Below are 26171 nucleotides of genomic sequence, written 5' to 3'. Positions count from 1 at the left end.
GGATCCGTCCTCCGGCACGCCCGCGTCGCACGCCCGCGCCGCCCCGCCGCACCCCGCTTCCGTTCTCCGGGGCGCTCCCCTACATGCGGCCTATGTCGCGTCCCAAGCCCGCCACCTTCGACAAGCGCAAGATCGTCGCCGAAAACCGGCGCGCGCGGTTCGAATATTCGATCGAGCAGACGTTCGAGGCCGGGATCGCGCTGACGGGGACCGAGGTCAAGTCCCTGCGCTTCGGCGAGGGATCGATCGCCGAATCCTATGCCGAGGTGAAGGGTGCGGAGGTGTGGCTCGTCAACTCCAACGTCCCCGAGTTCAGCCACGGCAACCGCTTCAACCACGAGCCCAAGCGCCCGCGTAAACTCCTCCTTCACGAGCGCGAGATCAAGAAGCTGCATGGCGGGGTCGCGCGCGAGGGGATGACGTTGGTGCCGCTGTCGGTCTATTTCAACGGCCAGGGCCGCGCCAAGGTCGAGCTCGCGCTGGCCAAGGGCCGCAAGGACCATGACAAGCGCGAGCATATCAAGGAACGCGAGTGGAAGCGCGACGCCGCCCGCATCATGCGCGACCGCGGATGACCGCCACCGCCCGCCTGGGCATGTGGAAGCGCGCGGCCGCCTGGGGCCACCGCAACATGCCCACGCGCGAGAGCATGGAACGCAGCCGCCTGCTCCGCCCTGTCGCGCACCGCGTCCTTCACCCCGCTTTGTGGCGCGCGACGCGGCGTTCGGTGCCGCGCGGCGTAGCGTTGGGCATGGTGACGGGCATCCTGTTTCCCGTCGCGCAGATCGCCTTTTCCGCGCTGCTCGCCTTGCCGCTTCGCGCCAACATTCCGGCGGCGGCGCTGACGACCTTCATCACCAACCCGTTCACGACGCCGTTCCTGTGGATCGTCGCCTATTTCATCGGCGAATGGGTGCTGCGCGTCGACCGCCACGTGCCGGGCGATCTGGCGGCGGGCGCCGCGCAGCAGATCGGGGAGAAGATCGGCTGGGTCCCCTGGTTGATGGAGAAGGGCGCGGTCGCGGCGCTCGGCATCGTGATCCTGACCGCCGTCCTCGCGGCGCTCGGCTATGCGCTGTCGGCGCTGGGCTGGCGGCTCTGGATCGCGCGCAAATGGCGGCACCGGCGCGTCGCGCGGGACGAACTGCACGGCACGATTGACGAGGCGTCCTAGTCGGGTAGAACACGGGGCATCCTCCTCCATCCAAGGATGTTCGATGCGGAAGTCGCTTCTCGTCACCTCGCTGCTCGCCACCGTCACGGTCGCGGGCATCGGCTATGCCCAATCGGGCGCACCTACGGCTCCGGCATTGCGCCCGGCGGCGGCCCGGCCGACCTCCGTGCCCGGCAAGCCCCAGCTCGGCAGCTTCGGCGTCGACCTCACCGCGATGGACCGGACCGTCGCGCCGGGCGACGACTTCTACAAGTTCGTCAACGGCCGCTGGATGGACCGGACCGAGATTCCCGCCGACCGGTCGAGCTGGGGCGGCTTCGGCATCCTGCGCGACCTGTCGGATCAGCGCACCCGCGCGCTGATCGAGGACGTCGCTCGCCAGCGCAACGCCCCCGGCTCGGCCGGCGAGAAGGTCGGCGTAGCCTATGCCAGCTTCATGGACGAGGCCGCGATCGAAGCAAAGGGCGCCGCGCCGCTCAAGCCCTATCTCACGGCCATCGACGCGATCGCCACCCCGGCCGATCTCGCCACCGCCTTTGCGGTCGCGACCCGGCGCGGGATCGACGTGCCGATCGGTGCGGGCGTCCAGCAGGACCTGAAGGACAATAGCGTCTACACCGTCTATACCGGGCAGGGCGGTCTCGGCCTTCCCGACCGGGACTACTACCTCGTCGACAATCCCAAATTCGTCGAGGTGCGCGCGAAATACGTGCCGCACATCGCGACCATGCTCCGCCTCGCCGGCCGTCCCGATCCCGAGGGTGCCGCCCGGCGCATCTTCGAGCTGGAGAAGCAGATCGCCCAGGTCCACTGGACCCAGGTCGAGAACCGCCAGATCGAGAAGATCTACAACCCCGTGCCCACCGCCGAACTGGCGAAGCGGATGCCCGGCTTCGACTGGGCGACGCTGCTGACCGCGCTGCGCATGCCCAGCCAGCCCCAGGTGATCGTGGCCCAGCCCTCCGCGCTGACCGCGACCGCGAAGATCGTCGGCGTCACGCCCCTGTCGACCTGGAAGGAATATCTCGCCTTCCACACGATCAGCAACGCGTCGCCGATGCTGCCCAAGGCGTTCGTGAACGAGAATTTCGCATTCTACGGCACCACGCTGTCGGGCACCCCGCAGCTGCGCGACCGGTGGAAGCGCGGCGTGTCGGTGGTCAACGGGTCGATGGGCGAAGCGGTGGGCGAGCTCTACGTCCAGCGCTACTTCACCCCCGACGCCAAGGCCAAGGCCGACGAGCTGGTCAAGAACCTCGTCCGGGCGATGGACGCGCGCTTGGCCAAGCTGGAGTGGATGGCGCCTGAGACCCGCGTCAAGGCCCGCGCCAAGCTCGCGGCGTTCACGCCCAAGATCGGTTATCCCGACAAGTTCCGCGACTATAGCGCGCTGCGGATCGTAGCCGGCGACCCGCTCGGCAATGCGGAGCGGGCGGCGAACTTCGAATATGATCGCCAGCTCGCCAAGGTCGGCAAGCCGGTCGATCGGTCCGAATGGTTCATGACGCCGCAGACGGTCAACGCCTACGCCAACCCGCTGCTGAACGAGATCGTCTTTCCCGCCGCGATCCTCCAGCCGCCCTTTTTCGATCCCAACGCCGACGCGGCGGTCAATTACGGCGGCATCGGCGCGGTGATCGGCCATGAGATCACCCATCACTTCGACGATCAGGGCCGCAAATTCGATCCCCAGGGCAATGTCGCGGAATGGTGGACGCCGCAGGACGTGGCGCGCTTCAAGACCTATACGGACCGCGTGGTCGCGCAATATTCGACCTATGAGCCGATCCCGGGCGGCAAGGTGAACGGCGAGCTGACCCTGGGCGAGAACATCGCCGACCTGGCTGGCGCGACCATCGCCTATGACGCGTACAAGCTGTCGTTGAATGGTCGCCCCGCGCCCGTGATCGACGGCTTCACCGGCGACCAGCGCTTCTTCCTGGGCTTCGGCCAGGTCTGGCAGACCAAGGCGCGCGAGGCGTCGATCCGCCAGCAGCTCACCACCGACCCGCACACGCCCGGCAATTTCCGCGCCTATGCCGTGCGCAACCTCGACCCCTGGTACGCGGCCTTCGACGTGAAGCCGGGCCAGGCCTATTATCTGCCGCCCGCTCAGCGCATCAAGGTCTGGTGATCCATCGATCCTCCCCGAGATCGAACTCGGGGAGGATTTGATTGCGCGGTCGGGTCGACCATGGTGAACAGCGCATCATGGCTTCCGCCCCCACCATCATCGCCCCGGTCCGCAGCGCGACCATCACGACCGGCGTCGCGGCGGTCCTCGCCGCCGCGCTCGTCCTGTTCCTGACCGGCAGCCCGGTCGCGGCGGCCGGGTTCCTGGCGGCCGGTCTGATCGCGGGCGGGGCGGTGATCGCCTGGCGCCTGCTCGCGCCGCGACGCGCCGACGCGGATGCGCGCGCGACGGACTGGGACCTGGTGCGCGGGATCGCCCAGGCCAGCGACGACGCCGTCGCGGTGACCGACCGCGCCGGCCGCCTGGTCTGCGCCAATGACGGGTTCGAGGCGATGTTCGGCGGACTGCCCGTGCCTCCCGGCTTGCCGCTCGACGAAGCGGGGGTGAACGCCCTCGGCGCGGCCGGACGCGCGGCGTGGCGCGACGGGCGGGGCGGGGCCGAACGGCTGCGCTCCGGGGCCGCGCTGCTCGCCGCGACCGTCACCCGGGCCGGGGTGGAGGCCGACATGCTCGTGTGGCGCTTTCGTGCGGACCGCGACTATGATCTCGGCCGCACCGTCGCCGAACTGCTCACCGGTGAAACGGGCACCCGATTGGGTCATGCAGGGATCATGGCCGCGCTGATCGGCCCGGATGGCCGCGTGCGTGCGGCCAACCCGGTGCTCGCCCACCGCGCCACCGGCCGTACCGAAGGCGCGATCGAGGGGCGCGACTTCGCCCGCCACCTCATCACCGACAGCCGCGGGCTCGTCCGCTTCGAACGCGAGGGGCTGGAAGGGCACCCGCTGCGCATCGTCCAGGTGCCGTTCCTCGACGGCGAGGACGCCCCCATGCTCGTGGCCCTGCTCGACGACGAGGAAGACGCGCCCGCCATCGGCGCCAGCGCGTCGGCGCATGTCCGCAGCCTCGTCTCGCTCATGCCCTTCGGCATGGCGCTGGTCGACCGGGACGGCCGCTTTCTCCAGATGAACGACGCCTTCACCCGGGCGGCCGGGGTCAAGTCGGACGCGCCGCCGCTCTATCCCGGCGATCTGGTCGTGCGCGAGGACAAGGGCGCGGTCGCCGACGCGATCCGCCGCTTCGCGGGCGGGGCGACGCATTCGACCGACATGGCGGTCCGTCTCGCCCATCATCCCGACGAACCCGTCGCGCTGACGATCGCGGGCGCGCGCGGGCTGGGCGACGCCGCCGTGCTCCTGTCGCTCAAGGACAATTCGGAGGAAAGCCGCCTGAAGCGCGAGGTGGCGCAGGCGACGAAGATGCAGGCGGTGGGCCAGCTCGCGGGCGGCGTCGCCCATGACTTCAACAACATCCTGACCGCGATCATCGGCTATTGCGACCTGATGCTGATGCGCCACTCGCCCGGCGACAGCGACTATGACGACATCCAGCAGATCCGCGCCAACTCGAACCGCGCCGCCGCGTTGACGCGCCAGTTGCTCGCCTTTTCGCGCCAGCAGACGCTCCGGCCGCAACTGCTCCAGCTCCCCGACGTGGTGTCGGAGGTGTCGAACCTGCTTAATCGGCTGATGGGCGAACTCGTCACGCTGGACGTCCATCACGGCCGAAATCTGGGCCCGGTGCGCGCCGATCCGGGGCAGCTCGAACAGGTCATCGTCAACCTCGCGGTCAACGCGCGCGACGCGATCCTGCAAAGAAACCCGCGCGGCGGCGGCACGCTGACGATCACGACACGCGCCGTCCCCGCGACGGAGGTCCGGCGCCTCCAGCACGACGTGCTCCCGGTCGCGGATTACACGGCGCTGGAGGTCAAGGATAATGGCAGCGGCATCCCGCCCGCCGATCTTCCCAAGATCTTCGAGCCCTTCTTCTCCACCAAGGAACTCGGCAAGGGCACGGGGCTGGGGCTGTCCACCGTCTACGGCATCGTCAAGCAATCGGGCGGCTATATCTTCGCCGAGTCGGAGCCGGGGCACGGTGCGACCTTTTCCATCTTCCTGCCGGTCCATGCCTCGGCCGGGCCGGTCAAGGCGGCGCCCGCCAAGCCCGCGGCCAAGCCCGCCGACCTGTGGGGGTCGGGGACGATCCTGCTCGTCGAGGACGAGGACATGGTCCGCGCCGTCGCCGAGCGCGCGCTGACGCGCCAGGGGTACAGCGTGCTGGCGGCGGAGAATGGCGAGGTCGCGCTCGACCTGCTGGAGCGGAGCGGGCGGCCCGACCTGCTGATCTCCGACGTGGTCATGCCGACCATGGACGGCCCCACCATGGTCCGCCACGTTCGCGAGAAATATCCCGACCTGCCTATCGTGTTCATGTCGGGCTATGCCGAGGAGCAGCTCCGCAAGTCGATCGATCTCGACAATGTCGTCTTTCTGCCCAAACCGTTCTCGGTCCAGCAGCTGGCCGAGGTGGCGCGCGACGCGATGGCGGGGCGGTGACGCGCCCGAATCGGCCCAACCGCTTGAACACCGGCCCATTTGCGCCCGCGCGAAAGCCCGCTATGCACCAGCCCCGATGACTTCTCCCAAGCGTATCCTTATCGTCGAAGACGAGCCCCTGATCGCCATGATGCTCGAGGACTTCCTCGAACTTCTCGACAAGGAGGTCGCCGGCACCGCCGATTGCGTCGCGGCGGCCATGCCGCTGATCGACGGCGCCGACGCGGCGATCCTCGACGTCAATCTGCGCGGCGGCGAGAAGAGCGGCCCGATCGCCGAGGAGCTGGCGTTGCGCGGCGTACCTTTCGTCTTCGCGACCGGCGGTTCCGAGGATTCGGTGGCCGAGAAATTCCGCGATCGGCCGCGCCTGATGAAGCCGTTCACGATGGACGGCGTGCAAAAGGCGCTCGACGCTCTCTGATCGTCTCCCCTCCCTGACACGGGGAGGGAAATGACGCCGGGGCTAGCCAACCCGCCTGTCCCGAAGCATAGCCGCACCATGCCACATGTCTTCGACAAGTCGCGCCTTCCCAGCCGCCACGTGTCGGTCGGGCCCGAGCGCGCCCCGCACCGCTCCTATTACTACGCCATGGGCCTGAGCGAGGAGGAGATCGCGCGACCCTTCGTCGCGCTCGCCTCCGCCGGCAACAATTCGGCGCCGTGCAACACCACGCTCGACGCGCAGGCCGACGCCGCGCAGGCGGGCGTGACCGCCGGCGGCGGAATGCCGCGGCGGTTCAACACCATCACCGTCACGGACGGCATCGCCATGGGTCACCAGGGGATGAAGTCGTCGCTGGTCAGCCGCGAGGTCATCGCCGATTCGGTCGAGCTGTCGGTGCGCGGCCATTGTTACGACGCGCTGGTGGGCTTTGCGGGGTGCGACAAGTCGTTGCCCGGCATGATGATGGCCATGCTGCGCCTCGATGTCCCGAGCATCTTCGTCTATGGCGGGTCGATCCTGCCCGGCCGCTTCCACGACCGGGACGTGACGGTGGTCGACGTGTTCGAAGCGGTCGGTGGATACGCGGCCGGCAATTGCCCGCTCGACGAGCTCACCGCGCTGGAGAAGGTCGCATGCCCCGGCGACGGCGCATGCGGCGGCCAGTTCACCGCCAATACCATGGCCTGTGTCGGGGAGGCGATCGGACTATCGTTGCCGAACAGCAACATGGTGCCGGCCCCTTACAGCACGCGCGAGCAGATCGCGGTGGCGGCGGGCGCGCAGGTGATGGAGCTGGTCGCGGCCAATATCCGCCCTCGCGATATCTGTACGCGCCAGGCCTTCATCAACGCGGCCCGTGTCGTCGCCGCGACCGGCGGCTCGACCAACGCCGCGCTCCACCTGCCCGCCATGGCGCATGAGGCGGGCATTGCGTTCGACCTGTTCGACGTCGCCGAGGCGTTCAGGTCGACGCCCTATCTCGCCGACCTCAAGCCCGGCGGGCGGTATGTCGCCAAGGACATGTACGAGGCCGGCGGCGTCTACATGCTGATGAAGACCATGCTGAGCGGCGGCTTCCTCGATGGCGACTGCCTGACCGTGACCGGCCGGACGCTGGGCGAGAATATCGACCGGGTCACCTGGAATCCCGACCAGAAGGTCATCTACGACGTCAAGGCGCCGATCAGCCCCACCGGCGGCGTGGTCGGCCTGCGCGGCACGCTTGCGCCTGAGGGAGCGATCGTGAAGGTCGCCGGGCTCCATCGCCTCCAATTCGCCGGTCCCGCCCGCGTCTTCGATTGCGAGGAGGACGCCTTTGCCGCAGTCGAGCGGCGCGACATCGCCGAGGGCTCGGTCGTGGTCATCCGGTACGAGGGCCCCAAGGGCGGGCCGGGGATGCGCGAGATGCTGTCCACCACCGCCGCGCTCTACGGATTGGGCCTCGGCGAGAAGGTCGCGCTGATCACCGACGGCCGTTTCTCCGGTGGCACGCGCGGCTTCTGTATCGGCCATGTCGGGCCGGAAGCCGCCGATGGCGGTCCGATCGCGCTGGTCGAGGACGGCGACCCGATCCGCATCGATGCCGAGGCTGGGACGATCGACCTCGACATCGCCGAAACGGTTCTCGCCGGGCGTCGCGCCCGCTGGATGCCCCGCGTCAATGACTACGGCTCCGGCGCGCTCTGGCGCTACGCGCGCAATGTCGGGCCAGCCTATCAAGGTGCCGTGACCCATCCCGGCGCGATCGCGGAGACGCACGTCTATGCCGATATCTGAGCGCGTCGGCGGGTGGGCTGCCCTGGTCCTGCTCGCCGCCTGCTCCGAGCAAAGCACCGCCGAGCGTGAGGCGGAGGCCCGGGTCGAGCGTCCCACCGTGATCACGGAGACGAACCACGTCTTCTGCGCGCATCCGGGAGACGAGATGGCCTCGAACTGCACGATCGAGCGCTATCGGACGGACCAGGGGTTGGTGCTGACCGTCCGTCATCTCGATGGCGCTTTCCGCCGCTTGGCGGTTACCACCGACGGACGCGGCATCGTGGCCGCCGATGGGGCCGAGCCCGCGCGTGTCACGATCCTCGATGCGAATCGGATCGAGGTGGCGATCGGCGGCGACCGTTACCAGCTACCGGCGACCGTAGGGGAGCAGGTCGCCCGGCCATGATTCGGATCGACGGCCAGCCGATCCTCACCGCCGCCGCGATGCGCGCGGCGGAAGAGGCGGTCATGGCGGCGGGCACGACGGTCGACACGCTCATGGCGCGCGCGGGGGACGGCGTGGCCGGCGCCGTGCGCCGCCTCGCCGCCGGATCGGAGGTGCTGATCCTGTGCGGCCCGGGCAATAATGGCGGTGACGGCTATGTCGCCGCGACCGCGCTCGCCCGCACGGGTCATTCCGTCCGCGTCGCCGCGATCGGCGAGCCGCACACCGATGCCGCCCGCCGCGCCCGTTCGGGCTGGACCGGCCCCGTCGAGTCGCTCACCGACGCGGCGCCGGCGCCGATAGTCGTCGACGCGCTGTTCGGCACCGGCCTGACCCGGCCGCTCGGCGACGATTTGGTCCAGGCGCTTCACCGCCTGGCCGACCGGGCGCAGTTCCGCATCGCCGTCGATCTGCCGAGCGGGGTGGCGACCGATGACGGCTCCGTCGCGAGCATACCGCCCCGCTTCGACCTGACCCTGGCGCTCGGCGCGCTCAAGCCCGCGCACCTGCTCCAGCCCGCCGCCCGCTATGCCGGAGAACCGCGCATTGTCGACATCGGCGTCCCTGTCGCGAGCCGAGTCGCCGCGCTCGCCCGGCCGTTACTGCCGGAACCCGGACCCGATGCGCATAAATTCACCCGCGGCCTCGTCGCGGTCGTCGCCGGCGCGATGCCGGGCGCCGCGTCGCTCGCCGCCGAAGCCGCGGCCCATGCGGGCGCCGGCTATATCCTGCTGTTCGGAAGCGAGGCCGCCGGCCCGCACGCGATCGTCCGCCGACCCTGGACTCCCGACGCCCTTCACGACCCCCGCATCGGCCCGCGCATCGGCGCCGTCGTGATCGGCCCCGGTCTCGGCCGTGACGCGGACGCGCGCGAAAAGCTCGCCGCCGCTCATGCCTCCTCCCAGAAACTGGTAGTCGATGGCGACGCACTTCGCCTGCTCGACGCGGACGAACCGCGAACCGCCGCCACCATCCTGACGCCTCATGCGGGCGAGTTCGAACATCTGTTCGGTGCGGGGCAGGGCGGCAAGATCGCCCGCGCCCAGGATGCCGCCCGCCGCACCGGCGCGGTGGTGGTCTTCAAGGGCGCCGACACGGTGATCGCCGCGCCCGACGGCCGCGCGGCCGTCGGCGCGTCACCGAGCCACTGGCTCTCCACGGCCGGCACGGGCGACGTACTTGCAGGCACTTGCGGCACGATGCTCGCATCGGGTCTCGATCCGTTCCAGGCGGCGAGCGCGGCGGTCTGGCTCCACGGCGAGGCCGCGCGCCGGCTCGGCCCCGCCTTCGTCGCCGACGACCTCGCCCGCGCGCTCTCGGCCGCCCGCGCGTGAGCGAGGTCGTCCGCATCGCCGCCCAGGGTGACGGGGTCGCCGCCGACGGCCGCCACGCGCCCTTCGCCGCGCCCGGCGACACGCTGACCGGGACGGGCGAGATCCTGCCCGGCCCGCATCACCGGCAGCCGCCCTGCCGCCACTTCCCCGAATGCGGCGGCTGCCAGCTCCAGCATCTCGACGATGCGAGCTATGCCGATTTCATCGCCGACCGCATCGCCGCGGCATTGGCTTCGCAGGGCCTGTCCGCCCCGATCCGCCCCGCGATCCTGTCGCCCCCCAATACCCGCCGCCGCGCCACCCTTCATGCGGAAGCGCGGGGCGGGCGCGTCCTGCTCGGCTTCGCGGCGGAGAAGAGCCATGCGATCGTCGACATGCGCGAATGCCACATCCTCGCGCCCGAGCTGTTCGCGCTCGTGCCGCCCCTGCGCGTCCTACTCCAGCGACTCGCGCTGCGCGGGCGCGGCGACGTTCACCTGTCGATCGCCGACCAGGGTGTCGACATCCTGCTCACCGGCCTGCGCCCCGACGGCCTCGCCGCCGCCGACGCGATCACCGCCTTTTGCGAGCGGCACCGCGTCGCGCGCCTGTCGGTCGACGACGGCCTCGGTCCGGAAACGCGCTGGGAACCCGAGCCGGTGACCGTGACGTTGGGCGGCATCCCCGTGCCCTTTCCCCCATACGGCTTTCTTCAGGCCACGCGCGAGGGGGAGGCGACGCTCGTCGCGGCCGTTCGCGAGGCCATCGGCACGGCGCGCATCACCGCCGATCTGTTCGCAGGTCTCGGCACCTTCGCGCTGGCACTCCCCGGCCGCGTCTACGCCGCCGAGAGCGCGCGCGAGGCCGTGTTGGCGCTCAAGGCCACCGTCCATGGCCGCCAGCGCGCCGTGTTCGTCGAGTATCGCGACCTGTTCCGCCGCCCGCTCACCACGCCCGAACTGGACCGCTTCGACGCGGTGGTGATCGACCCACCCCGCGCCGGCGCGCGCGAACAGGCGGCGACGCTGGCCGTCTGCCGGGTCCAGGCGATCGCCTATGTTTCGTGCAATCCCGGCAGCTTTGCGCGCGATGCGAAGACCCTATGCGAGGGTGGCTGGCGCATCGATTGGGTCCAGCCCGTCGGGCAGTTCCGCTGGTCCACCCATGTCGAGCTCGCCGCGCGATTCGTCCGTCAACCGGGATAGGTCGCCGCGACGAAATACAGCCCGTCGGGCGGCGCGTTGAGCCCCAGTCGCGACCGGTCCCGCGCCTCGAGCGCCGCACGCAACCGGTCGACCGACCAGCGCCCCATGCCGACCAGGGCCAGGCACCCGACCATCGACCGTACCTGATGATGCAGGAACGACCGCGCCGCCGCGCGCACGATCAGCCGCTCTCCCGCCCGCGTCACGTCGAGCCGATCGAGCGTCCGCACCGGGCTGTCCGCCTGGCAATGCGCCGAGCGGAAGGTGGTGAAGTCGTGCCGTCCCGCCAGCACCGCGCATCCCGCCGCCATCGCCGCCTCGTCGAGCGGTTGGGGGACGCGCCAGGCGAGCCCCTGCTCGACGGTCAGCGGTGCGCGCCGGTTGCTGATGCGATATTCATAGGCCCGCCCGGTGCACGAAAAGCGCGCATGCCAGTCGTCCGCCACCACGTCGCACGCCAGCACCGCGACCGGGTGCGGCCGTACCCGCGCGTTGAGCGCCTCCATCAGCCGAAAAGGCGCGATGTCGCGTTCCAGGTCGAGATGCGCGCGCATCGCCAGCCCGTGCACCCCCGCATCGGTGCGCCCCGCCGCATGGACCGCCACCCGCTCCCCCGTCACCGCGCGCGCCGCTTCCTCCAGCACTCCCTGGACGCTCGCGCCATGCTTCTGCCGCTGCCAGCCCATGAAGGGCCGACCGTCATATTCGACCGTGAGGGCGAAGCGGGTCACACCAGCGTGCCGGGCGGGATCGGAAAGCCACGGAGCAGTTCAGCCGTCGTCGTCACATCCCGACCCGCCCGCTGGACGAGCATGGGCCGGATCGCGCCATCCGCGCACGCGATGGCGAGCGCCCCGTCCAGTACGGTGCCCGCCGGGATCCCGTCCGGAAGGACAGGCGCGACGACGATATCAGCGTCCAGCACCTTGACCCGCTCGCCCGCCACCTCGAACCACGCACCCGGAACCGGCGAAAAGGCGCGCACCTGCCGCTCGATCTCGACCGCGCTCCGCCCCCAGTCGATCCGCGCCTCGGCCTTGTCGATCTTGGGCGCATAGGTCAGGCCGTCCTCCGGTTGCGCCGTGGGCGGATAGCGGTCGATATCGCCCAGCACCGCGACCATCAGTCGCGCGCCCATCGCGCTCAGCTCGGCCGTCAGTTCGCCCGCGGTCTTGCGCGCGATCGGCGTCCGCTCCTCCAGCCGCACCGGTCCGGTATCGAGCCCCGCCTCCATCTGCATGATCCCAACCCCGGTCTCCGCATCCCCTGCCAGGATCGCGCGCTGGATCGGCGCCGCGCCGCGCCAGCGCGGGAGGAGAGAGGCGTGGACGTTGAGACAGCCCAGCTGACAGGCGTCGAGCACCGCCTGGGGCAGGATCAGCCCATAGGCCGCGACCACGCCGATTTCTGCTTCTAGGGTGGCGAACTCGACCTGCGCCTCGGCTTTGCGCAACGACACCGGCGAGCGGACCGCGATCCCGAGCGCCTCCGCCTTAGCCTGGACCGGGGAGGGCACCAGCGCGCGCCCGCGCCGCCCGGCGGGGCGGGGCGGCTGGGTGTAGCAGGCGACCACCTCGTGCCCGGCGGCCACGACCGCCTCCAGCACCGGCACCGCGAAGTCGGGAGTTCCCATGAAGACGATCCGCATGGGCAAAGGCCCTTCCACGCTGGCGGAGCCGCTGCCAAGTCCCTATCTGTTCTCCATGGCGTCCCCCGAAATCGAGGCGTTGACCAACGCGCTGGCGCGGCTCCCCGGCCTCGGCCCCCGGTCGGCGCGGCGCGCGGTGCTGCACCTGCTCAAGAAGCGCGAGGCGGCGCTCGGCCCCTTGCTGACCGCGCTGGCGGCGGTCGAGGAACGGTTGGAAACGTGTCGGACCTGCGGCAATGTCGACACCGCCAACCCCTGCGCGGTCTGCGCCGACCCGCGCCGCGACGCCCGCGCGCTCTGCGTGGTCGAGGAGGTCGCCGACCTCTGGGCGCTGGAACGCTCGCGGCTGTTTCCCGGCCGATTCCATGTGCTTGGCGGCCGTCTTTCGGCGCTGGAGGGAATAAGGCCCGAAGACCTCGCTATCGACGCGCTGATCCGGCGCGTCGAGGCGGGCGGGATCGACGAGGTCGTGCTGGCGATGAACGCGACGCTGGAGGGGCAGACCACAGCCCATTATCTCGCAGAGCGGATCGAGCGTTTCCCCGTGCGCGTCACCCAGCTCGCCCACGGCCTGCCGGTCGGCGGCGAGCTCGACTATCTCGACGAGGGCACGCTCGCCCAGGCGCTCCGTGCCCGGCGGCCGGTGAGCTGATACGCGCGACCGAAGGCGGGCAGGGGCCACCCGAACTTGACGCCCCCAGCCCCGCGACCTAGCTCGCGCGCCATGGCCGTCCTTCCCATCGTCGAGATCCCCGATCCCCGCCTCCGCCTCGTCTCCAAACCCGTGGAGCAGGTCGACGACGCCGTGCGCGCGCTGATCGCCGACCTGACCGACACCATGTACGCCGCCAAGGGCATCGGCCTCGCCGCGATCCAGGTCGGGGTCGACCGCCGCGTGCTAGTCATCGACTTGCAGGAAGGCGAGGACGAGGGGGGCAGGCCGATCCGCGATCCGCATGCCTATGTGAACCCGGAGGTGGTGGAGGTCTCGGAGGAGCTGAGCAGCTACAATGAAGGCTGCCTGTCCATCCCCGAACAATATGCCGATGTCGAACGCCCTGCCCGCGCGCGCGTCCGCTGGCTCGACGAACGCGGCGAGCAGCATGAGGAATGGCTCGAAGGCCTGCTCGCCACCTGTATGCAGCACGAGATCGACCATCTGAACGGGGTTTTGTTCATCGACCATGTCTCCCGCCTGAAACGCGACATGGTGCTCAAGAAGCTCGCCAAGATGCGCCGCGCCGCCTGACGAACACGCTCTCGTCCCCGGATTGGGGAGGAGCCGGAGGTGCGTGGACGGGATGCGCCTTGCATCGCGCGATTCCCTCTGTCCTGCCACCTGCGTTCCGGCTACGTTCCAGCCCATGATGCGCCGCTGCTCCCTTTCACACCCTCTCCGAAACTTCACCAAACCCGATCGGGTCGGACCCCGCCGATGATCGAGCTGATCCTCGTCGCGCTGCTCGCGCTCATCCTCGGGCTCACGCTCGGCTGGCTGCTCGCCGGTCGGCGGTCGGCGGGAGTCGCCGCGGAGCTTGCCATGGCCCAGGGCCGGGCGGCCGATTTCGACATCGTTCGCCAGGCCCGCGACGCCGTCGAGCGCGAGCGCAACGACGCGCTTCGCGAACTGGCCGCGATCCGCGCCCGTTTCGAGGAACGCGACGCCGAGGTCCAGTCGCTCCGCACCGCGTTCGAGACGTCCAGGCGTGACCTTGGTGACCTTTCGCGCGAATTCGCCGACGTGAACGCCCGCGCGCAGGAGCGGGAGCAGGCGCATACCGAGGCGCTCAACCAGGCGCGCGAACAGATTTCCTCCCATTTCGGCGACGCCGCCGCCAAGGCGCTGGAGACCGCCCAGCGCCAGTTCCTCGAACGCGCCGACGCCCGCTTCCGCCAGTCGGAGGAAGCGTCGGGCCAGAAGCTCAGCCAGCTGCTCCAGCCCGTCAGCGAACGCCTGCAACGCTACGAACAGGGCGTGGCCCTGGTCGAGGAGCAGCGCCGCGACGCCTTTTCCGGGCTCCAGACCCAGATCGACCTGATGCGCAGCGGCCAGGAATCGGTCCGCGCCGAGGCCGCCAAGCTCGTCAACGCGCTCCGCAACGCCCCCAAGGCGCGGGGCCGCTGGGGCGAGCAGCAGCTGCGCAACGTCCTCGAGTCGTGCGGGCTGGCCGAACATGCCGATTTCCGGACCGAGGTCAGCGTCGACGACGGGGAGGGCGGCCGCTTCCGCCCCGACGTCATCATCCGCATCCCCGGCGGCAAGACGCTGATCATCGACGCCAAGGTGTCGCTCAACGCCTATCAGGACGCGTTCGGCGCCGTGGACGAGACCGAGCGGCTGGCGGGCCTCGCCGCCCATGCCCAGGCGATGCGCGCCCATGTCACCGGGCTGGGCGCGAAGAGCTATTGGGCGCAGTTCGAGGACGCGCCCGATTATGTCATCATGTTCGTGCCGGGCGAGCATTTCCTGTCGGCCGCGCTGGAGCATGACAACACGCTCTGGGACTTCGCGTTCGACCGCAAGGTACTGATGGCGACTCCGACCAACCTCGTCGCCATCGCCCAGACTGTCGCGGCGGTGTGGCGGCAGGAGATGCTGGCGTCGCAGGCCCGCGAGATCGGCCAGCTCGGCAAGGAGCTCTATTCGCGGCTGGCGACGATGAGCAGCCATGTCTCCAAGCTGGGCCGCAATCTCGACCTGGCGAGCAACGCCTATAACAGCTTCGTCGGCAGCCTCGAAAGTCAGGTCTATACCCAGGCCCGCCGGTTCGAGGCGCTCAACATCGATACCGGCGTCAAGCAGATCGAAACCGCGCCCGTGATCGAGACCAGCACCCGCCCGCTCACCAAGCTAGCTGAGAACAGCTCGCCGGACATCGACAAGGAGGGCTTGCGCGCTATCGAATAGGGCCTAATACGTCTTTGGCTTCAATCCTAATAGGCGGCAAAGAACTCTTAATCGGAAGCGAGAAGACCCGAAGCGGCGCGCGTGATCTGGTTCATATTTCTAACCAACTGACAAAGATTGAAGCTGTCTAGCGAAGGACAGCTATCATGGGCAGGTTGTATGACCTGCACCAAGATCGCGATCAAAAATGGCGTTGGTTCGGGGTGAAACCTGGATCAGATATTCTGATCGTGTCGCGTCGTTCTTGGGAGACGAGGCCGGGTGCTGAGGTAGCGCTTTCGCGCTATCTTCAACTCTGTAATCGTGTTTCCGGCGGCTAAGGTGCAGAGGGTACGGGTGGGGTAACCTACCTGTACTTTCAGCATGACGCTCATTTTTGGCGCTGCGCCAGGACCTCATAGGCCATCACGGCGGTCGCCACCGCCGCGTTCAGGCTGTCGGCGCGGCCGAGCATCGGGATCTTGACGAGCAGGTCGCATGCCTCGGCATAGCCCTCCGGCATCCCCTGCGCCTCGTTGCCCGTCAGCAGAAAGGTCGGGGCGGCATAGTCGACCGCGCGGTAATCGCGCTCGGTATCGAGGCTCAGGCCGACCAGCTGGCCCGGTCCGCCTCGCAACCATTCGAGGAACGCGTCCCACTCGCACCGGACCACCGGCACGGTGAACAGCGCGCCCATGCTCGCGCGGACCGCCTCGACCGAGAACGGATCGACGCAATCGCCGACCAGGATCAGCCCGCCGGCGCCGACCGCGTCGCCGGTGCGCAGCATTGTTCCCAGATTGCCCGGATCGCGCAGTCGCTCCGCGACCAGCCAGATGCCCGAGGCGTCCCGGTCGAGATCGTCCAGCGTCGCCCCGAACTCGTCATATACCCCCATCACCGCGCCGGGATTGTCCTTGCCCGACAATTTGGACAGGATGTCGGGCGTCGTCTCCAGCGCCTCGCCACCCGCCGCCTCGACCGCGTCGATCAGCCGGACGACCAGCGGATGCGCGGCGGTCGCGCCGGTGAAGAACAGCAGCCGCGGCACCCGCCCGCTTTCGCGCGCCTCGGTCAGGATGCGCAGCCCCTCGGCGAGGAACTGGCCCGATTCGCGCCGGTGCCGCTTCTCGCGCAGGTTGCGGGCATGCTTGACCAGCGGATTGGAATAGGCGGTGACGAGCCGGGTCATGGGCGGGTGGCGGAGAGGTCAGTCCTCCCCGAACTTGGCCTCGACCAGATCGCACAAGGCGGCGACCGCCTGCTCGGCACCGTTACCCTCGGCCGAGATGGTGATCTCGTCACCCATCGCCGCGCCCAGCATCATCAGCCCCATGATCGACGTGCCCGTCACCGCCGAACCGTCCTTGCCGACCTGCAGCTCGACCGGCTGGGCGGCGGCGAGCGTCACGAATTTGGCGCTGGCGCGCGCGTGGAGCCCGCGCCGGTTGACGATGCGGACCGTGCGGCAGACCGCCGTCACGCCGCCGCCTCGCCCAATATCTCGGAGGCGACCGAAATATATTTGCGCCCCGCCTCGCGCGCGGCGGCGACCGCGTCGACGACCTTCATCGCCTTTCTGGCGGAGCCGAGCCGGATCAGCATGGGCAGGTTCATCCCCGCGATCACCTCGACCCGGCCGCGCTCCATCAACGAGATCGCCAGGTTGGACGGGGTGCCGCCGAACAGGTCGGTCAGGACGATCACGCCCGATCCCGCATCCACGCGCGCGATCGCGCCGGCGATGTCGACGCGGCGCGCTTCCATGTCGTCCTCGGGCCCGATGGCGATCGTCGCCACCTGTGCCTGGGGTCCTACCACATGCTCCATCGCGGTCACGAACTCGTCGGCGAGCCGACCATGCGTGACCAGAACCAGGCCGATCATTTGCGTAGCTATATCCAAATCAAGTGGCGCCGGCCGGGGATCGTTCCAGCGAGTCCTGCAACGCCGCCTTCAGGTCGCGGTGTGACAGGGTGGGCGAAAATCCCGCCGCGCGCAACCGCCTCGCGATCCGGTCGGCGACATGAACCGACCGGTGTTTCCCTCCGGTACACCCGATCGCCACCGTCAGATAGGCCTTGCCCTCCGCGCGGTAGCGGGGAAGCAGCACCAGCAACAGCGCCTCGATCCGGCCGACCGCATCCTCATAGGCGGGATCGCCCATGACATAAGCCGCCACATCCGGGTCGAGCCCGATGCGCGGCCGGAGTTTGGGCACCCAATGCGGGTTGCGCAGGAAGCGCATGTCGAACACCAGGTCGGCGCTGCGCGGCAGCCCGCGCGAGAAGCCGAACGACATCACCGACAAGGTCGGCCCGCTGGTTCCCGCCAGCCCGAAGCTGCCCCGGATATCGCGCTGAAGCTCGTTGGCCTTCAGGTCGGTCGTGTCGATCAGCCTGTTGGCCCAGCGCTTGAGCGGCTCCAGCAGCTCACGCTCGTGCGCGATCCCGTCCGCCGCGGGGCGATCAAGCGCCAGCGGATGACGCCGCCGCGTCTCCGAATAACGGCGCTCCAGCTCGGGCGTGTCGCAGTCGAGGAACAGCGTGCCGACATCATACCCGCCCTCGGCGTTCAGATCGGTGACCAGCTCGATCAGCCGGTCGGCATCGAACCCGCGCGTATGCGCCCCCAGGCTGACCGCGACCGAGCCTAGCCCGTCATCGATCTCCGGCGCGTCGAGCATGCGGCGGACCAGGTTGAGCGGCAGGTTGTCGACCACCTCCCACCCCAGATCCTCCAGCGTGCGCAGCACCGTCAGCTTGCCCGCCCCGGACATGCCGGTGACGAGGAGAACGCGCCGACGCGGCGTCACGCGACCACCATCTCAGGGTTGGCGAGCATCAATTCGACCTTAATCGGCGCGGAGGCGGGGCGGGGGTCGAGGAGAAGTTCGGGGAGCGCGATCCCCGCGACCGACCGGGTGCGGGAGATCGGCAGGCGTTCGATCTCGTCGCCCAGCGCGACGCATAGCGACAGCGTGACCTCCGGCTGCGCAGCGGTCGTCCAGATACCCAATCCGCGCACCTCCAGCTTGCCGGCGATCAGGTCGGGCGAGCCCGCGACGATCCGCCCCGCATCGCGGCGCACCCGCGTCCGGTCGTCGGCGACCAGCACCGCCCCCCGATCGATCAGCCGCAATGCGAGGTCGGATTTGCCCGACCCGGACGGGCCGGAAATCAGCACGCCCCGGCCGCCGATCGCGACGGTGGTGGCATGGATCACCTCCTCGGACATGGACCTGCTCCGACGATCAACGTGGTTCGGCGAGCGGCAGCCGCACGACGAAGCGGGCGCCAGGTGCCCCGTCCGCGCGCGACTCGACCGCGACGGCGCCCTGATGGCCTTCCACGATCGTCCGCGCAATGGCGAGGCCCAGCCCCGAATGCCGCCCGAACTCCTCGCCGCTCGGCCGGATCGACTGAAAGCGCCGGAACACCGCCTCGCGTTCGGTCTCGGGAACGCCGGGTCCCTGGTCCTCGACCCAGATGATCATGTCCTCCTCGTCGGCCAGCGTACCGATGCGGATCTCGCCCGCATCGGGCGAGAAGGAGATCGCGTTCTCGAGCAGGTTCTCGAACACCCGCTCCAGCCGCGACCCGTCGCCCATCACCACCAGCGCGTCGCCCCGATCGCGAGCGAAGCGAAGCACGATCCCCCGCTCCACGCCGCGCGCGCGGCGCTGGTCGAGCAGGCCATTGATAAGGGCGGCGAGATCGACCGGCTCGAACTTCGCGCGGCTGAGCTGCGCGTCGAGCCGTGAGGCTTCGGATATGTCGCTGATGAGGCGATCGAGCCGGCGCACGTCGTCGCGGACGATCGCCATCAGCTGCTCGGCGAGTGCCGGGTCGCGGACCCGCTCCAGCCCGTCGACCGCGGAGCGCAGCGAGGCAAGGGGGTTTTTGAGCTCGTGGGTGACGTCCGCGGCGAACGCCTCGGTCGCGTCGATCTGCGCGCGCAACGCCAGGCTCATGTCCGACAAGGCGCGCGCGAGCATCCCGAGTTCGTCGCGGCGCGAGGGCAGGCGCGGCACCACCACCTCGCGCGCGCGCCCCAGCCGCACCCGCACCGCCGCGCGGGCGAGCCGGCGGAGTGGGCGCACGATGGTGCGCGCGAGAAAAAGCGACAGGAACACCGATACCAGGGTGGCGATCAGCAGCACCACGCCCAGGCGGAACCGCTCCACGCGCACCGTCTGGGTGATGTCGCGCGCGGTGCTCGCGGTCAGTACCACGCGGCGGCCGGACAGCGGTGCCGCCGCCGTCAGGACGGGGGTGCGGTCGGGCGCGCGCCAGACCGTCGTCGCGACCGAGCGCGTCGCCTGGGCTTCGCGCACGTCGGGCCATTGCAGCCCGTTCCCCCGTTCGCGGAACAGCGGCGAGCGCGCGGCCCCGACGATGGTGTCCAGCCCCGCGTCGAGCAGCCGTGCGCTGCGCTGGTCCCAGCCCTGCTTGTCCGGGTCGACCAGCACGAAGTTGCGCAGGCCGAGCCGACGCGAATCGACCATGCTGCCGCCGCGCTCGTCATAGATGCGGATGCGCGCGCCCGTGTCCTGCGCCAGCCTGACGACCAGCGCGTCGCGATAGCGCAGGTTCACCGCCGTGATCGCCTCCGCGATCAGCCGGACCTCGCGCGCCGATTGCTCCAAGCGCGAATCGATGATCCGCGACCGATAGGAGTCGAGATAGAAGAACCCGCCCACCATCATCATCAGGACGAAGATGTTGACCGCCAGGATGCGCCCGGTCAGCGAGACCTGTCCCGACCAGCGCAGCGTCAGGTCCCGGTCGCCCCTTGGCGACTCACTCGTCCGAGAATCGATATCCGGCGCCATACAGGGTCTCGATGGCGTCGAAGTCCGGGTCGACCTCCCGGAACTTGCGACGCAGGCGCTTGATGTGGCTGTCGATGGTACGGTCGTCGACGTAGATATCGTCCTGATAGGCCGCGTCCATCAACTGGTTGCGCGTCCTCACGATCCCGGCGCGCTGCGCGAGCGTCTCCAATATCAGGAACTCGGTCACGGTGAGCGTCACGGTTTCGCCCGCCCAGGTCGTGCGGTGGCGCGCGGGGTCCATCACCAGTCGGCCGCGGACGACCTGGGCGTCGCCCTCTTGCGGCTCCGCGTCAGGAGCCTGGGTCAGCTCGGTCCGGCGCAGGATGGCGCGTATGCGCGCGATCAGCAGCCGCTGCGAAAAGGGTTTGGCGATGTAATCGTCCGCTCCCATCGCAAGCCCCAGCGCCTCGTCGAGCTCGTCGTCCTTGGAGGTCAGGAAGATGACGGGCATCGCGCTATGCTCGCGCACGCGGCGCAGCAGCTCCAGCCCGTCCATGCGCGGCATCTTGATGTCGAAGATGGCGAGATCGGGCGGATTGTCGATCAGCGCCTTCAGCGCGGTCTCGCCGTCCGAATATAGACGCGTCAGGAAACCCTCGGTCTGCAGCGCGATCGACACGGAGGTCAGGATGTTGCGGTCGTCGTCGACCAGCGCGATCGTGGCGCTCATGTCGGGCTGGCGGCCGGAATCATGCGACGCCGGTAGTCCAAAGACGGAACGCGCTCAACCGCCACGGTGTTTGACCGCCAATGGTGGGCCGCTTATGCGACCGTATAGCAATGCGTCGTGGTGCCAGAGACCGCCTCGCATATCGAATTGGGGAGAAGTCTTTCGTGAACGAGCGCATTCCGGACGCCGGGCTGGACCGGCAGGGCATCGAGACCCGCGCCACGCTGCACTGGAACCTGGTCACCGCCCGCCTGATCGAGACGGCTGTCGCGCGCGGCGAGGGCAAGCTGTCCGCCGACGGTCCGCTGGTCGTCGAGACCGGCCTCCACACCGGCCGCTCCGCGCAGGACAAGTTCATCGTCCGCGACGCCGAAACCGAGTCGACCGTTTGGTGGGGCAAGTCGAACAAGGCGATGGAGCCCGAGCATTTCGCCGCGCTCAAGACCGATTTCCTGAAGGCGCTCCACGGCAAGGAGGACTTGTTCGTTCAGGACCTGTTCGGCGGATCGCAGCCCGACCACCGCGTGCGGGTGCGCGTCATCAACGAACTCGCCTGGCACAATCTGTTCATTCGCACGATGCTGGTCCGCCCGGCCGAGCATGAGCTCAAGGGCTTTGCGGCCGACTACACGATCATCGACCTGCCCAGCTTCCGCGCCGACCCCGCGCGCCACGGCACCCGGTCGGAAACGGTGATCGCGGTCAACTTCTCCGAGAAGCTGATCCTGATCGGCGGCACGAAATATGCCGGCGAGATGAAGAAGTCGGTGTTCGGGCTCCTGAACTACCTTCTGCCCCCGACCGGGGTGATGCCCATGCATTGTTCGGCGAACATGGGCGCGAACGGCGACACGGCGGTGTTCTTCGGCCTCTCGGGCACGGGCAAGACGACCTTGTCCGCCGATGCCAGCCGCACCCTGATCGGCGACGACGAGCATGGCTGGTCCGACACCGCCGTCTTCAACTTCGAGGGCGGCTGCTACGCCAAGATGATCCGCCTGTCGGCCGATGCCGAACCGGAGATCTTCGCGACCACCAAGCGCTTCGGCACCGTGCTGGAGAATGTGGTCATGGACCCGGTCACCCGCGGGCTCGACCTCCACGACAACAGCCTGGCCGAGAATAGCCGCGGCGCCTATCCGATCGACTTCATCCCCAATGCCTCCGACGAGAATATGGGGCCGGTGCCGCGCAATATCGTCATGCTGACCGCCGATGCCTATGGCGTGCTGCCCCCGATCGCGAAGCTGACGCCCGACCAGGCGATGTACCATTTCCTGTCCGGCTATACCGCGCGCGTCGCCGGGACCGAGATGGGCGTCACGGAGCCGGACGCGACCTTCTCGACCTGCTTCGGCGCCCCCTTCATGCCGCGTCATCCGTCGGTCTACGGCAACCTCCTCAAGGAGCGGATCGCGCGCGGCAACGTCGATTGCTGGCTGGTCAACACCGGCTGGACCGGCGGCAAATACGGCGTGGGCAACCGGATGCCGATCAAGGCGACGCGCGCGCTGCTCAACGCCGCGCTCGACGGCAGCCTGAACGATGCCGAGTTTCGGACCGATCCGAATTTCGGCTTCCGGGTGCCCGTCAGCGTACCCGGCGTCGACGCCGCCATCCTCGACCCGCGCGAGACCTGGGCGAACAAGGCGGAATATGACGCCACCGCGGCGAAGCTGGTCGATCTGTTCGTCGATAATTTCGCGCAGTTCGCCGAGCATGTCGACGAAGGCGTGCGGCAGGCTGCACCCAAGGTCGTCCAACCCGCCTGAACCCTTGCCCCTTCGAACGCCGACAAAGGGCGCGGGAACCCGGTTTCCGCGCCCCTTATCATGGGCGGATCAGGCGAGCGTCCCGATCACGCGCTCCAGCACCGTCATCGGCACGCCGCCCGTCGCGACCACCGCGTCGTTGAACCGGCGCTGGTCATACCGCCCGCCCAGCCTTTGCCGTGTCAGAAGGCGCAGGCGGTTGATCTCGCTATGCCCGACCTTGTAGCCGCAAGCTTGGCCCGGCCAGGCGCAGTAACGGTCGACCTCGCTTTGTGCCTGGCTCGCGCTGTTGCCGTTCCGCTCTACGAAAAAGGCGATCGCCTGCGCGCGCGTCCACCTCTTCGCGTGGAGCCCGGTGTCGACGACGAGGCGGCACGCCCGGAACGCGATCGACTGTAGATAGCCCAGCCGCCCGACCGGATCGCCGTCATAGGCGCCCAGCTCGTCGGCGAGCTGTTCGGCATAGAGCGCCCAGCCCTCGGAATAGGCGTTGAACGATAGCAGCGACCGCACCAGTGGCAGTTTGAAGCTGTATTCACCCTGCCAGATATGCCCCGGAATACCCTCGTGATAGCTCAGGGTCGGCAGCGCATAGCGCGGCCAGATGCCAGTATCGCGCAGGTTGATATAGTAGTTGCCGGGCACCGACCCGTCCATAGTACCCGGCCCCGCATAGCCGTTGGGGGCGCCGTTCTCGATCGAGGGCGGCACGCGCTTCACCACCAGCCGGCCAGGAACCAGCGTCGAAAAGGCGCGGGGCAGGCGGGTACGTATATCGGCGATCCGCTCGTCGATATAGGCCAGGATCTGGGCGCGGCCCGCGTCGGTCGCCGGGAACAGGTAGCGTGGGTCCTGGCCCAGCGCGGTCATCCGGTCGCCGACGCTGCCCGTCGTCAGCCCCAGGCCGCGCAGGATGACGTCCATCTGTCCGTGCAACTCCCCCAGTTCGGCCAGGCCGCGCGCATGGACCTCGTCCGACGTCAGGCGCGTGGTGGTCCCTGCCGCGAGCGCCCAGGCATAATAGGCTTCGCCCTCCGGCAGCTTCCACACGCCCGCATCGACCGTCGCCCGCGCACGGTGGCGCGTCAGCTCGGCGATCTGCCGGTCGAGCGCGGGGGCGACGCGCTCGCGGACGATCGCCTGCGCGCGGCCCGACCAGCCACCGGTGTTCTCCGAACTGCGCCGGGCGAGCGAGGCGACCACGCCCCATTGCGCGATCGGCTCCGCCCGCGCGGCGCGCAGCTGGGCCAAGGTCTTGTCGAGCAGGAAGGCGGGGGCGACCACGCCGCGACCGCGATCGGCGCGCAGCCGCTCGGTCTCCCCGTCGAGCGCGGCGGCATAGGATTCCAGTCGCGCGAGATAGGCCCGGCGATCGGCGTCGGTCGCGATCGCGTGGGTCGCGTCGAGAAAGTCGGGCACCTCCACGAACGCGCCCGTATTCTGCGCCACCACATAGGGCGCGTTGCGATAGGAGACGCTGTTGTTCAGCGGCACCACGTCGCCGAACGGAAAGGCATAGCCCGCCAGCGCCGTCTCGTGCGCGGTGCGGACCACGTCCACATCGACCCGCGTGCCCGGCGAAAGCGCCCCCAGGTCGACACGCTTCAGCCGAGCCAGCCGATTTTCCGCGTTCCGGCGCAGGCGCTGCTGACCGGCGGGCGAACGGTCGGTCAAGCGCGACTTCAGCCCGGCCCGCGCGCCCTTGTCGATACCCAAATAGGTCGCGTTCTCGGGAAAGTCGGCAAGCATCTCATCGGCCAGGCCGGCGAGCAGGGTTTGCGCGTCCATGTCGGCCGATCCGGCGGCATGGGCGGGCAGGGCGGCAAGCGCCAGCGACGCGCCGCCCGAGGCGATCAGGGTCCGACGTGACAGCATCAATGATCCTCCGTTTCCGAAGCGACATCTTCCACGACGAGCGTCGCGCCGTCCACTGCGACGACGCAAACCCGCGCGCCGATGGCCGCATCGGGTCCGCGCGCGGGCCAGGTGCCGTCGCCCACCCGCACCCGCCCGCGCCCATGCTCGATCGCGGTCGTCACCGTCACGACTTCGCCGATCAGCCGCGCACCGCGGTCGTTGAGCAGCGCATCCTCGCTCGCGACGGGGTGATCGCCGTACCAGCGCCGTCCGACCGCCACCGCCACGCCGCTCCACAGCGCCACCGAGGCGAGCTGGCCGACCAACGGCAGGTCGGGCACCGCGAGCAGCACCGCCCCCGTGATCGCGGCGGCGAGCGCGACGAAGACGAGGAACACGCCCGGCAGCATCAGCTCGGCCAGCCCGAGCGCCAGGGCGACGATCAGCCAGAGGCCCGCCGGGCTCAGCCCCAGATCGCCCGGGGTCACTGGGGCGGCAGCTCGAACGGCCCGCGGCGTTCCTCGATCGCCGGCTGAGCCGGCTTCGCTGCCGCCTGCGGCTTGGCCTGCGACCCGATCGCTTCTTTGGCCAGCTCGCCGATGCCGCCCAGCGTGCCCATCAGCTGCGTCGCTTCGACCGGGAACAGGATCGTCTTGGCGTTGGGCGAGGTCGCGAACTTGCCGATCGCCTCCACATATTTCTGCGCGATGAAATAGTTGATCGCCTGGACACCGCCCTTTTCGATCGCTTCCGACACGGCGGTCGTCGCGCTCGCCTCGGCGGCCGCAGCCCGTTCGCGCGCCTCGGCGTCGCGGAACGCCGACTCCTTGCGGCCTTCGGCTTCCAGGATGCGCGCCTGCTTCTGGCCTTCGGCGCGCAGGATTTCCGACGCGCGACTGCCCTCGGCTTCCAGGATGTTGGCGCGCTTCTCGCGTTCCGCCTTCATCTGGCGTCCCATCGCGTTGACGATGTCGGCGGGCGGGCGGATGTCCTTGATCTCGACGCGGGTGATCTTGACGCCCCAGGGCGTGGTCGCCTGGTCGACGACGTTCAGCAGGCGCGCGTTGATCTCGTCGCGCTTGGACAGCGTCTCGTCCAGATCCATCGACCCCATGACGGTGCGCAGATTGGTGGTGGTGAGCTGCTGGAGCGCGACGAACACGTCCGACACCTCATAGGCCGCCTTGGCCGCGTCGAGCACCTGGAAGAACACCACGCCATCGGTCGACACCATCGCATTGTCGCGGGTGATGATCTCCTGGCCGGGAATGTCGATCACCTGTTCCATCATGTTCACCCGGCGGCCGACCCGGTAGAAAAAGGCGGGGTAGAAATTGAACCCCGGCCGGGCCACCGTCGTGAACCGCCCGAAATGCTCGATCGTGTATTGAAAACCCTGCCGCACGATCTTGATCGACAGGAACAGATATAACAGCACCAGTCCCAGCGCGAGCAGCGCGACGGTGATCCCCATGCGACGAACTCCCCTTTGTACCGCGCCATCATATCACGATCGGGGGTTACCCATAGGCAAATGCACGGGGGTTGGTTACATGGCCTGCCACTC

General features: G+C 69.1%; 25 protein-coding genes. 13 read left to right on the top strand and 12 right to left on the bottom strand.

Annotated elements, in window-relative coordinates; genetic code table 11:
• Positions 1-92 precede the first annotated feature (92 nt).
• From smpB to VF592_RS13685, 9 genes are all read left to right on the top strand, one after another.
• Positions 93-575, top strand: coding sequence for an SsrA-binding protein SmpB (smpB, locus tag VF592_RS13725; protein ID WP_331006186.1), 483 nt, complete (start codon positions 93-95; stop codon positions 573-575).
• Complete coding sequence (locus VF592_RS13720) at positions 572-1174, top strand: DUF2062 domain-containing protein (protein WP_331006185.1); 603 nt, start codon at positions 572-574, stop codon at positions 1172-1174. Before smpB ends, VF592_RS13720 begins: the two co-directional genes overlap by 4 nt.
• A gap of 43 nt (positions 1175-1217) precedes the next feature.
• Complete coding sequence (locus VF592_RS13715) at positions 1218-3308, top strand: M13 family metallopeptidase (RefSeq protein WP_331006184.1); 2091 nt, start codon at positions 1218-1220, stop codon at positions 3306-3308.
• A 77-nt stretch (positions 3309-3385) separates the two neighbouring features.
• Positions 3386-5767, top strand: coding sequence for a hybrid sensor histidine kinase/response regulator (locus tag VF592_RS13710; protein WP_331006183.1), 2382 nt, complete (start codon positions 3386-3388; stop codon positions 5765-5767).
• Positions 5768-5843: 76 nt separating this feature from the next.
• Positions 5844-6188: a response regulator gene (locus tag VF592_RS13705; protein ID WP_331006182.1), complete on the top strand. Its 345-nt coding sequence runs from the start codon at positions 5844-5846 to the stop codon at positions 6186-6188.
• A gap of 78 nt (positions 6189-6266) precedes the next feature.
• Entirely contained in the window at positions 6267-7988 is a 1722-nt protein-coding gene (ilvD, locus tag VF592_RS13700; RefSeq protein ID WP_331006181.1) for a dihydroxy-acid dehydratase, read from the top strand.
• Positions 7975-8376, top strand: coding sequence for a hypothetical protein (locus VF592_RS13695; RefSeq protein WP_331006180.1), 402 nt, complete (start codon positions 7975-7977; stop codon positions 8374-8376). Before ilvD ends, VF592_RS13695 begins: the two co-directional genes overlap by 14 nt.
• Positions 8373-9749, top strand: coding sequence for an NAD(P)H-hydrate dehydratase (locus VF592_RS13690; RefSeq protein WP_331006179.1), 1377 nt, complete (start codon positions 8373-8375; stop codon positions 9747-9749). Before VF592_RS13695 ends, VF592_RS13690 begins: the two co-directional genes overlap by 4 nt.
• The gene (locus VF592_RS13685) at positions 9746-10933 is read left to right on the top strand and encodes a class I SAM-dependent RNA methyltransferase (RefSeq protein WP_331006178.1); all 1188 of its coding nucleotides are present in this window, start codon (positions 9746-9748) and stop codon (positions 10931-10933) included. Before VF592_RS13690 ends, VF592_RS13685 begins: the two co-directional genes overlap by 4 nt.
• Here VF592_RS13685 and truA read toward each other — a convergent pair.
• Both truA and fmt read right to left on the bottom strand, forming a co-directional pair.
• Positions 10921-11664, bottom strand: coding sequence for a tRNA pseudouridine(38-40) synthase TruA (gene truA, locus VF592_RS13680; protein WP_331006177.1), 744 nt, complete (start codon positions 11662-11664; stop codon positions 10921-10923). The genes VF592_RS13685 and truA overlap by 13 nt on opposite strands.
• Positions 11661-12581, bottom strand: coding sequence for a methionyl-tRNA formyltransferase (gene fmt / locus VF592_RS13675; protein ID WP_331006176.1), 921 nt, complete (start codon positions 12579-12581; stop codon positions 11661-11663). The genes truA and fmt overlap by 4 nt, the downstream gene beginning before the upstream one ends.
• Before the next feature lie 55 nt (positions 12582-12636).
• Between fmt and recR the strand changes: the two genes are divergently transcribed.
• The 3 genes from recR (at position 12637) to rmuC (ending at position 15489) form a co-directional block, all read left to right on the top strand.
• Complete coding sequence (gene recR / locus VF592_RS13670) at positions 12637-13233, top strand: recombination mediator RecR (RefSeq protein ID WP_331006255.1); 597 nt, start codon at positions 12637-12639, stop codon at positions 13231-13233.
• Positions 13234-13305: 72 nt separating this feature from the next.
• Complete coding sequence (gene def / locus VF592_RS13665) at positions 13306-13830, top strand: peptide deformylase (RefSeq protein ID WP_331006175.1); 525 nt, start codon at positions 13306-13308, stop codon at positions 13828-13830.
• A gap of 186 nt (positions 13831-14016) precedes the next feature.
• A complete protein-coding gene (gene rmuC / locus VF592_RS13660) occupies positions 14017-15489 on the top strand; it encodes a DNA recombination protein RmuC (protein WP_331006174.1) in 1473 nt (490 codons plus the stop codon).
• A 370-nt stretch (positions 15490-15859) separates the two neighbouring features.
• Here rmuC and VF592_RS13655 read toward each other — a convergent pair whose 3' ends face one another.
• Genes VF592_RS13655 through VF592_RS13625 form a run of 7 tightly spaced genes read right to left on the bottom strand, consistent with a single transcriptional unit; the run spans position 15860 to position 20975 of the window.
• On the bottom strand, positions 15860-16660 hold the full coding sequence (locus tag VF592_RS13655; RefSeq protein WP_331006173.1) for an RNA methyltransferase: 801 nt from the start codon (positions 16658-16660) through the stop codon (positions 15860-15862).
• 18 nt (positions 16661-16678) lie between these two features.
• Complete coding sequence (locus VF592_RS13650; RefSeq protein ID WP_331006172.1) at positions 16679-16951, bottom strand: HPr family phosphocarrier protein; 273 nt, start codon at positions 16949-16951, stop codon at positions 16679-16681.
• A complete protein-coding gene (locus VF592_RS13645; protein ID WP_331006171.1) occupies positions 16948-17355 on the bottom strand; it encodes a PTS sugar transporter subunit IIA in 408 nt (135 codons plus the stop codon). The genes VF592_RS13650 and VF592_RS13645 overlap by 4 nt, the downstream gene beginning before the upstream one ends.
• Before the next feature lie 19 nt (positions 17356-17374).
• Positions 17375-18283 (bottom strand): RNase adapter RapZ, encoded by a 909-nt coding sequence (rapZ, locus tag VF592_RS13640; RefSeq protein ID WP_331006170.1) that lies wholly within the window; start codon positions 18281-18283, stop codon positions 17375-17377.
• On the bottom strand, positions 18280-18705 hold the full coding sequence (locus VF592_RS13635; RefSeq protein WP_331006169.1) for an aldolase: 426 nt from the start codon (positions 18703-18705) through the stop codon (positions 18280-18282). The genes rapZ and VF592_RS13635 overlap by 4 nt, the downstream gene beginning before the upstream one ends.
• Positions 18706-18721: 16 nt before the next feature.
• The gene (locus tag VF592_RS13630; protein WP_331006168.1) at positions 18722-20302 is read right to left on the bottom strand and encodes a sensor histidine kinase; all 1581 of its coding nucleotides are present in this window, start codon (positions 20300-20302) and stop codon (positions 18722-18724) included.
• Complete coding sequence (locus VF592_RS13625) at positions 20271-20975, bottom strand: response regulator transcription factor (RefSeq protein WP_331006167.1); 705 nt, start codon at positions 20973-20975, stop codon at positions 20271-20273. Before VF592_RS13625 ends, VF592_RS13630 begins: the two co-directional genes overlap by 32 nt.
• A 164-nt stretch (positions 20976-21139) precedes the next feature.
• Between VF592_RS13625 and VF592_RS13620 the strand changes: the two genes are divergently transcribed.
• Complete coding sequence (locus VF592_RS13620; protein WP_331006166.1) at positions 21140-22747, top strand: phosphoenolpyruvate carboxykinase; 1608 nt, start codon at positions 21140-21142, stop codon at positions 22745-22747.
• Between the two features lie 69 nt (positions 22748-22816).
• On the opposite strand, the gene VF592_RS13615 is transcribed toward VF592_RS13620, so the two are convergent.
• From VF592_RS13615 to VF592_RS13605, 3 genes are read right to left on the bottom strand one after another with little or no spacing between them, the layout of a single operon-like run.
• Positions 22817-24625 carry a DUF885 domain-containing protein gene (locus tag VF592_RS13615; RefSeq protein WP_331006165.1) on the bottom strand — a complete coding sequence of 603 codons (1809 nt, stop codon included), beginning with the start codon at positions 24623-24625 and terminating at the stop codon, positions 22817-22819.
• Positions 24622-25092, bottom strand: coding sequence for an NfeD family protein (locus tag VF592_RS13610; RefSeq protein WP_331006164.1), 471 nt, complete (start codon positions 25090-25092; stop codon positions 24622-24624). The genes VF592_RS13615 and VF592_RS13610 overlap by 4 nt, the downstream gene beginning before the upstream one ends.
• Entirely contained in the window at positions 25089-26078 is a 990-nt protein-coding gene (locus tag VF592_RS13605; protein WP_331006163.1) for an SPFH domain-containing protein, read from the bottom strand. Before VF592_RS13605 ends, VF592_RS13610 begins: the two co-directional genes overlap by 4 nt.
• Between the last annotated feature and the right edge of the window lie 93 nt (positions 26079-26171).

This window comes from Sphingomonas sp. (genome assembly GCF_036388435.1).
GTDB lineage: Bacteria > Pseudomonadota > Alphaproteobacteria > Sphingomonadales > Sphingomonadaceae > Sphingomonas.
Note: the sequence above shows the minus strand (reverse complement) of the source record. Positions and strands in the feature narration are given on the sequence as shown.

What these genes read in the sequence shown, in the direction of transcription:
- smpB (WP_331006186.1), top strand. Translation starts at nt 93, where the DNA reads ATGTCGCGTCCCAAGCCCGCCACCTTCGACAAGCGCAAGATCGTCGCC.
- VF592_RS13720 (WP_331006185.1), top strand. Translation starts at nt 572, where the DNA reads ATGACCGCCACCGCCCGCCTGGGCATGTGGAAGCGCGCGGCCGCCTGG.
- VF592_RS13715 (WP_331006184.1), top strand. Translation starts at nt 1,218, where the DNA reads ATGCGGAAGTCGCTTCTCGTCACCTCGCTGCTCGCCACCGTCACGGTC.
- VF592_RS13710 (WP_331006183.1), top strand. Translation starts at nt 3,386, where the DNA reads ATGGCTTCCGCCCCCACCATCATCGCCCCGGTCCGCAGCGCGACCATC.
- VF592_RS13705 (WP_331006182.1), top strand. Translation starts at nt 5,844, where the DNA reads ATGACTTCTCCCAAGCGTATCCTTATCGTCGAAGACGAGCCCCTGATC.
- ilvD (WP_331006181.1), top strand. Translation starts at nt 6,267, where the DNA reads ATGCCACATGTCTTCGACAAGTCGCGCCTTCCCAGCCGCCACGTGTCG.
- VF592_RS13695 (WP_331006180.1), top strand. Translation starts at nt 7,975, where the DNA reads ATGCCGATATCTGAGCGCGTCGGCGGGTGGGCTGCCCTGGTCCTGCTC.
- VF592_RS13690 (WP_331006179.1), top strand. Translation starts at nt 8,373, where the DNA reads ATGATTCGGATCGACGGCCAGCCGATCCTCACCGCCGCCGCGATGCGC.
- fmt (WP_331006176.1), bottom strand. Translation starts at nt 12,581, where the DNA reads ATGCGGATCGTCTTCATGGGAACTCCCGACTTCGCGGTGCCGGTGCTG.
- recR (WP_331006255.1), top strand. Translation starts at nt 12,637, where the DNA reads ATGGCGTCCCCCGAAATCGAGGCGTTGACCAACGCGCTGGCGCGGCTC.
- def (WP_331006175.1), top strand. Translation starts at nt 13,306, where the DNA reads ATGGCCGTCCTTCCCATCGTCGAGATCCCCGATCCCCGCCTCCGCCTC.
- rmuC (WP_331006174.1), top strand. Translation starts at nt 14,017, where the DNA reads ATGATCGAGCTGATCCTCGTCGCGCTGCTCGCGCTCATCCTCGGGCTC.
- VF592_RS13655 (WP_331006173.1), bottom strand. Translation starts at nt 16,660, where the DNA reads ATGACCCGGCTCGTCACCGCCTATTCCAATCCGCTGGTCAAGCATGCC.
- VF592_RS13645 (WP_331006171.1), bottom strand. Translation starts at nt 17,355, where the DNA reads ATGATCGGCCTGGTTCTGGTCACGCATGGTCGGCTCGCCGACGAGTTC.
- VF592_RS13635 (WP_331006169.1), bottom strand. Translation starts at nt 18,705, where the DNA reads ATGTCCGAGGAGGTGATCCATGCCACCACCGTCGCGATCGGCGGCCGG.
- VF592_RS13630 (WP_331006168.1), bottom strand. Translation starts at nt 20,302, where the DNA reads ATGGCGCCGGATATCGATTCTCGGACGAGTGAGTCGCCAAGGGGCGAC.
- VF592_RS13625 (WP_331006167.1), bottom strand. Translation starts at nt 20,975, where the DNA reads ATGAGCGCCACGATCGCGCTGGTCGACGACGACCGCAACATCCTGACC.
- VF592_RS13605 (WP_331006163.1), bottom strand. Translation starts at nt 26,078, where the DNA reads ATGGGGATCACCGTCGCGCTGCTCGCGCTGGGACTGGTGCTGTTATAT.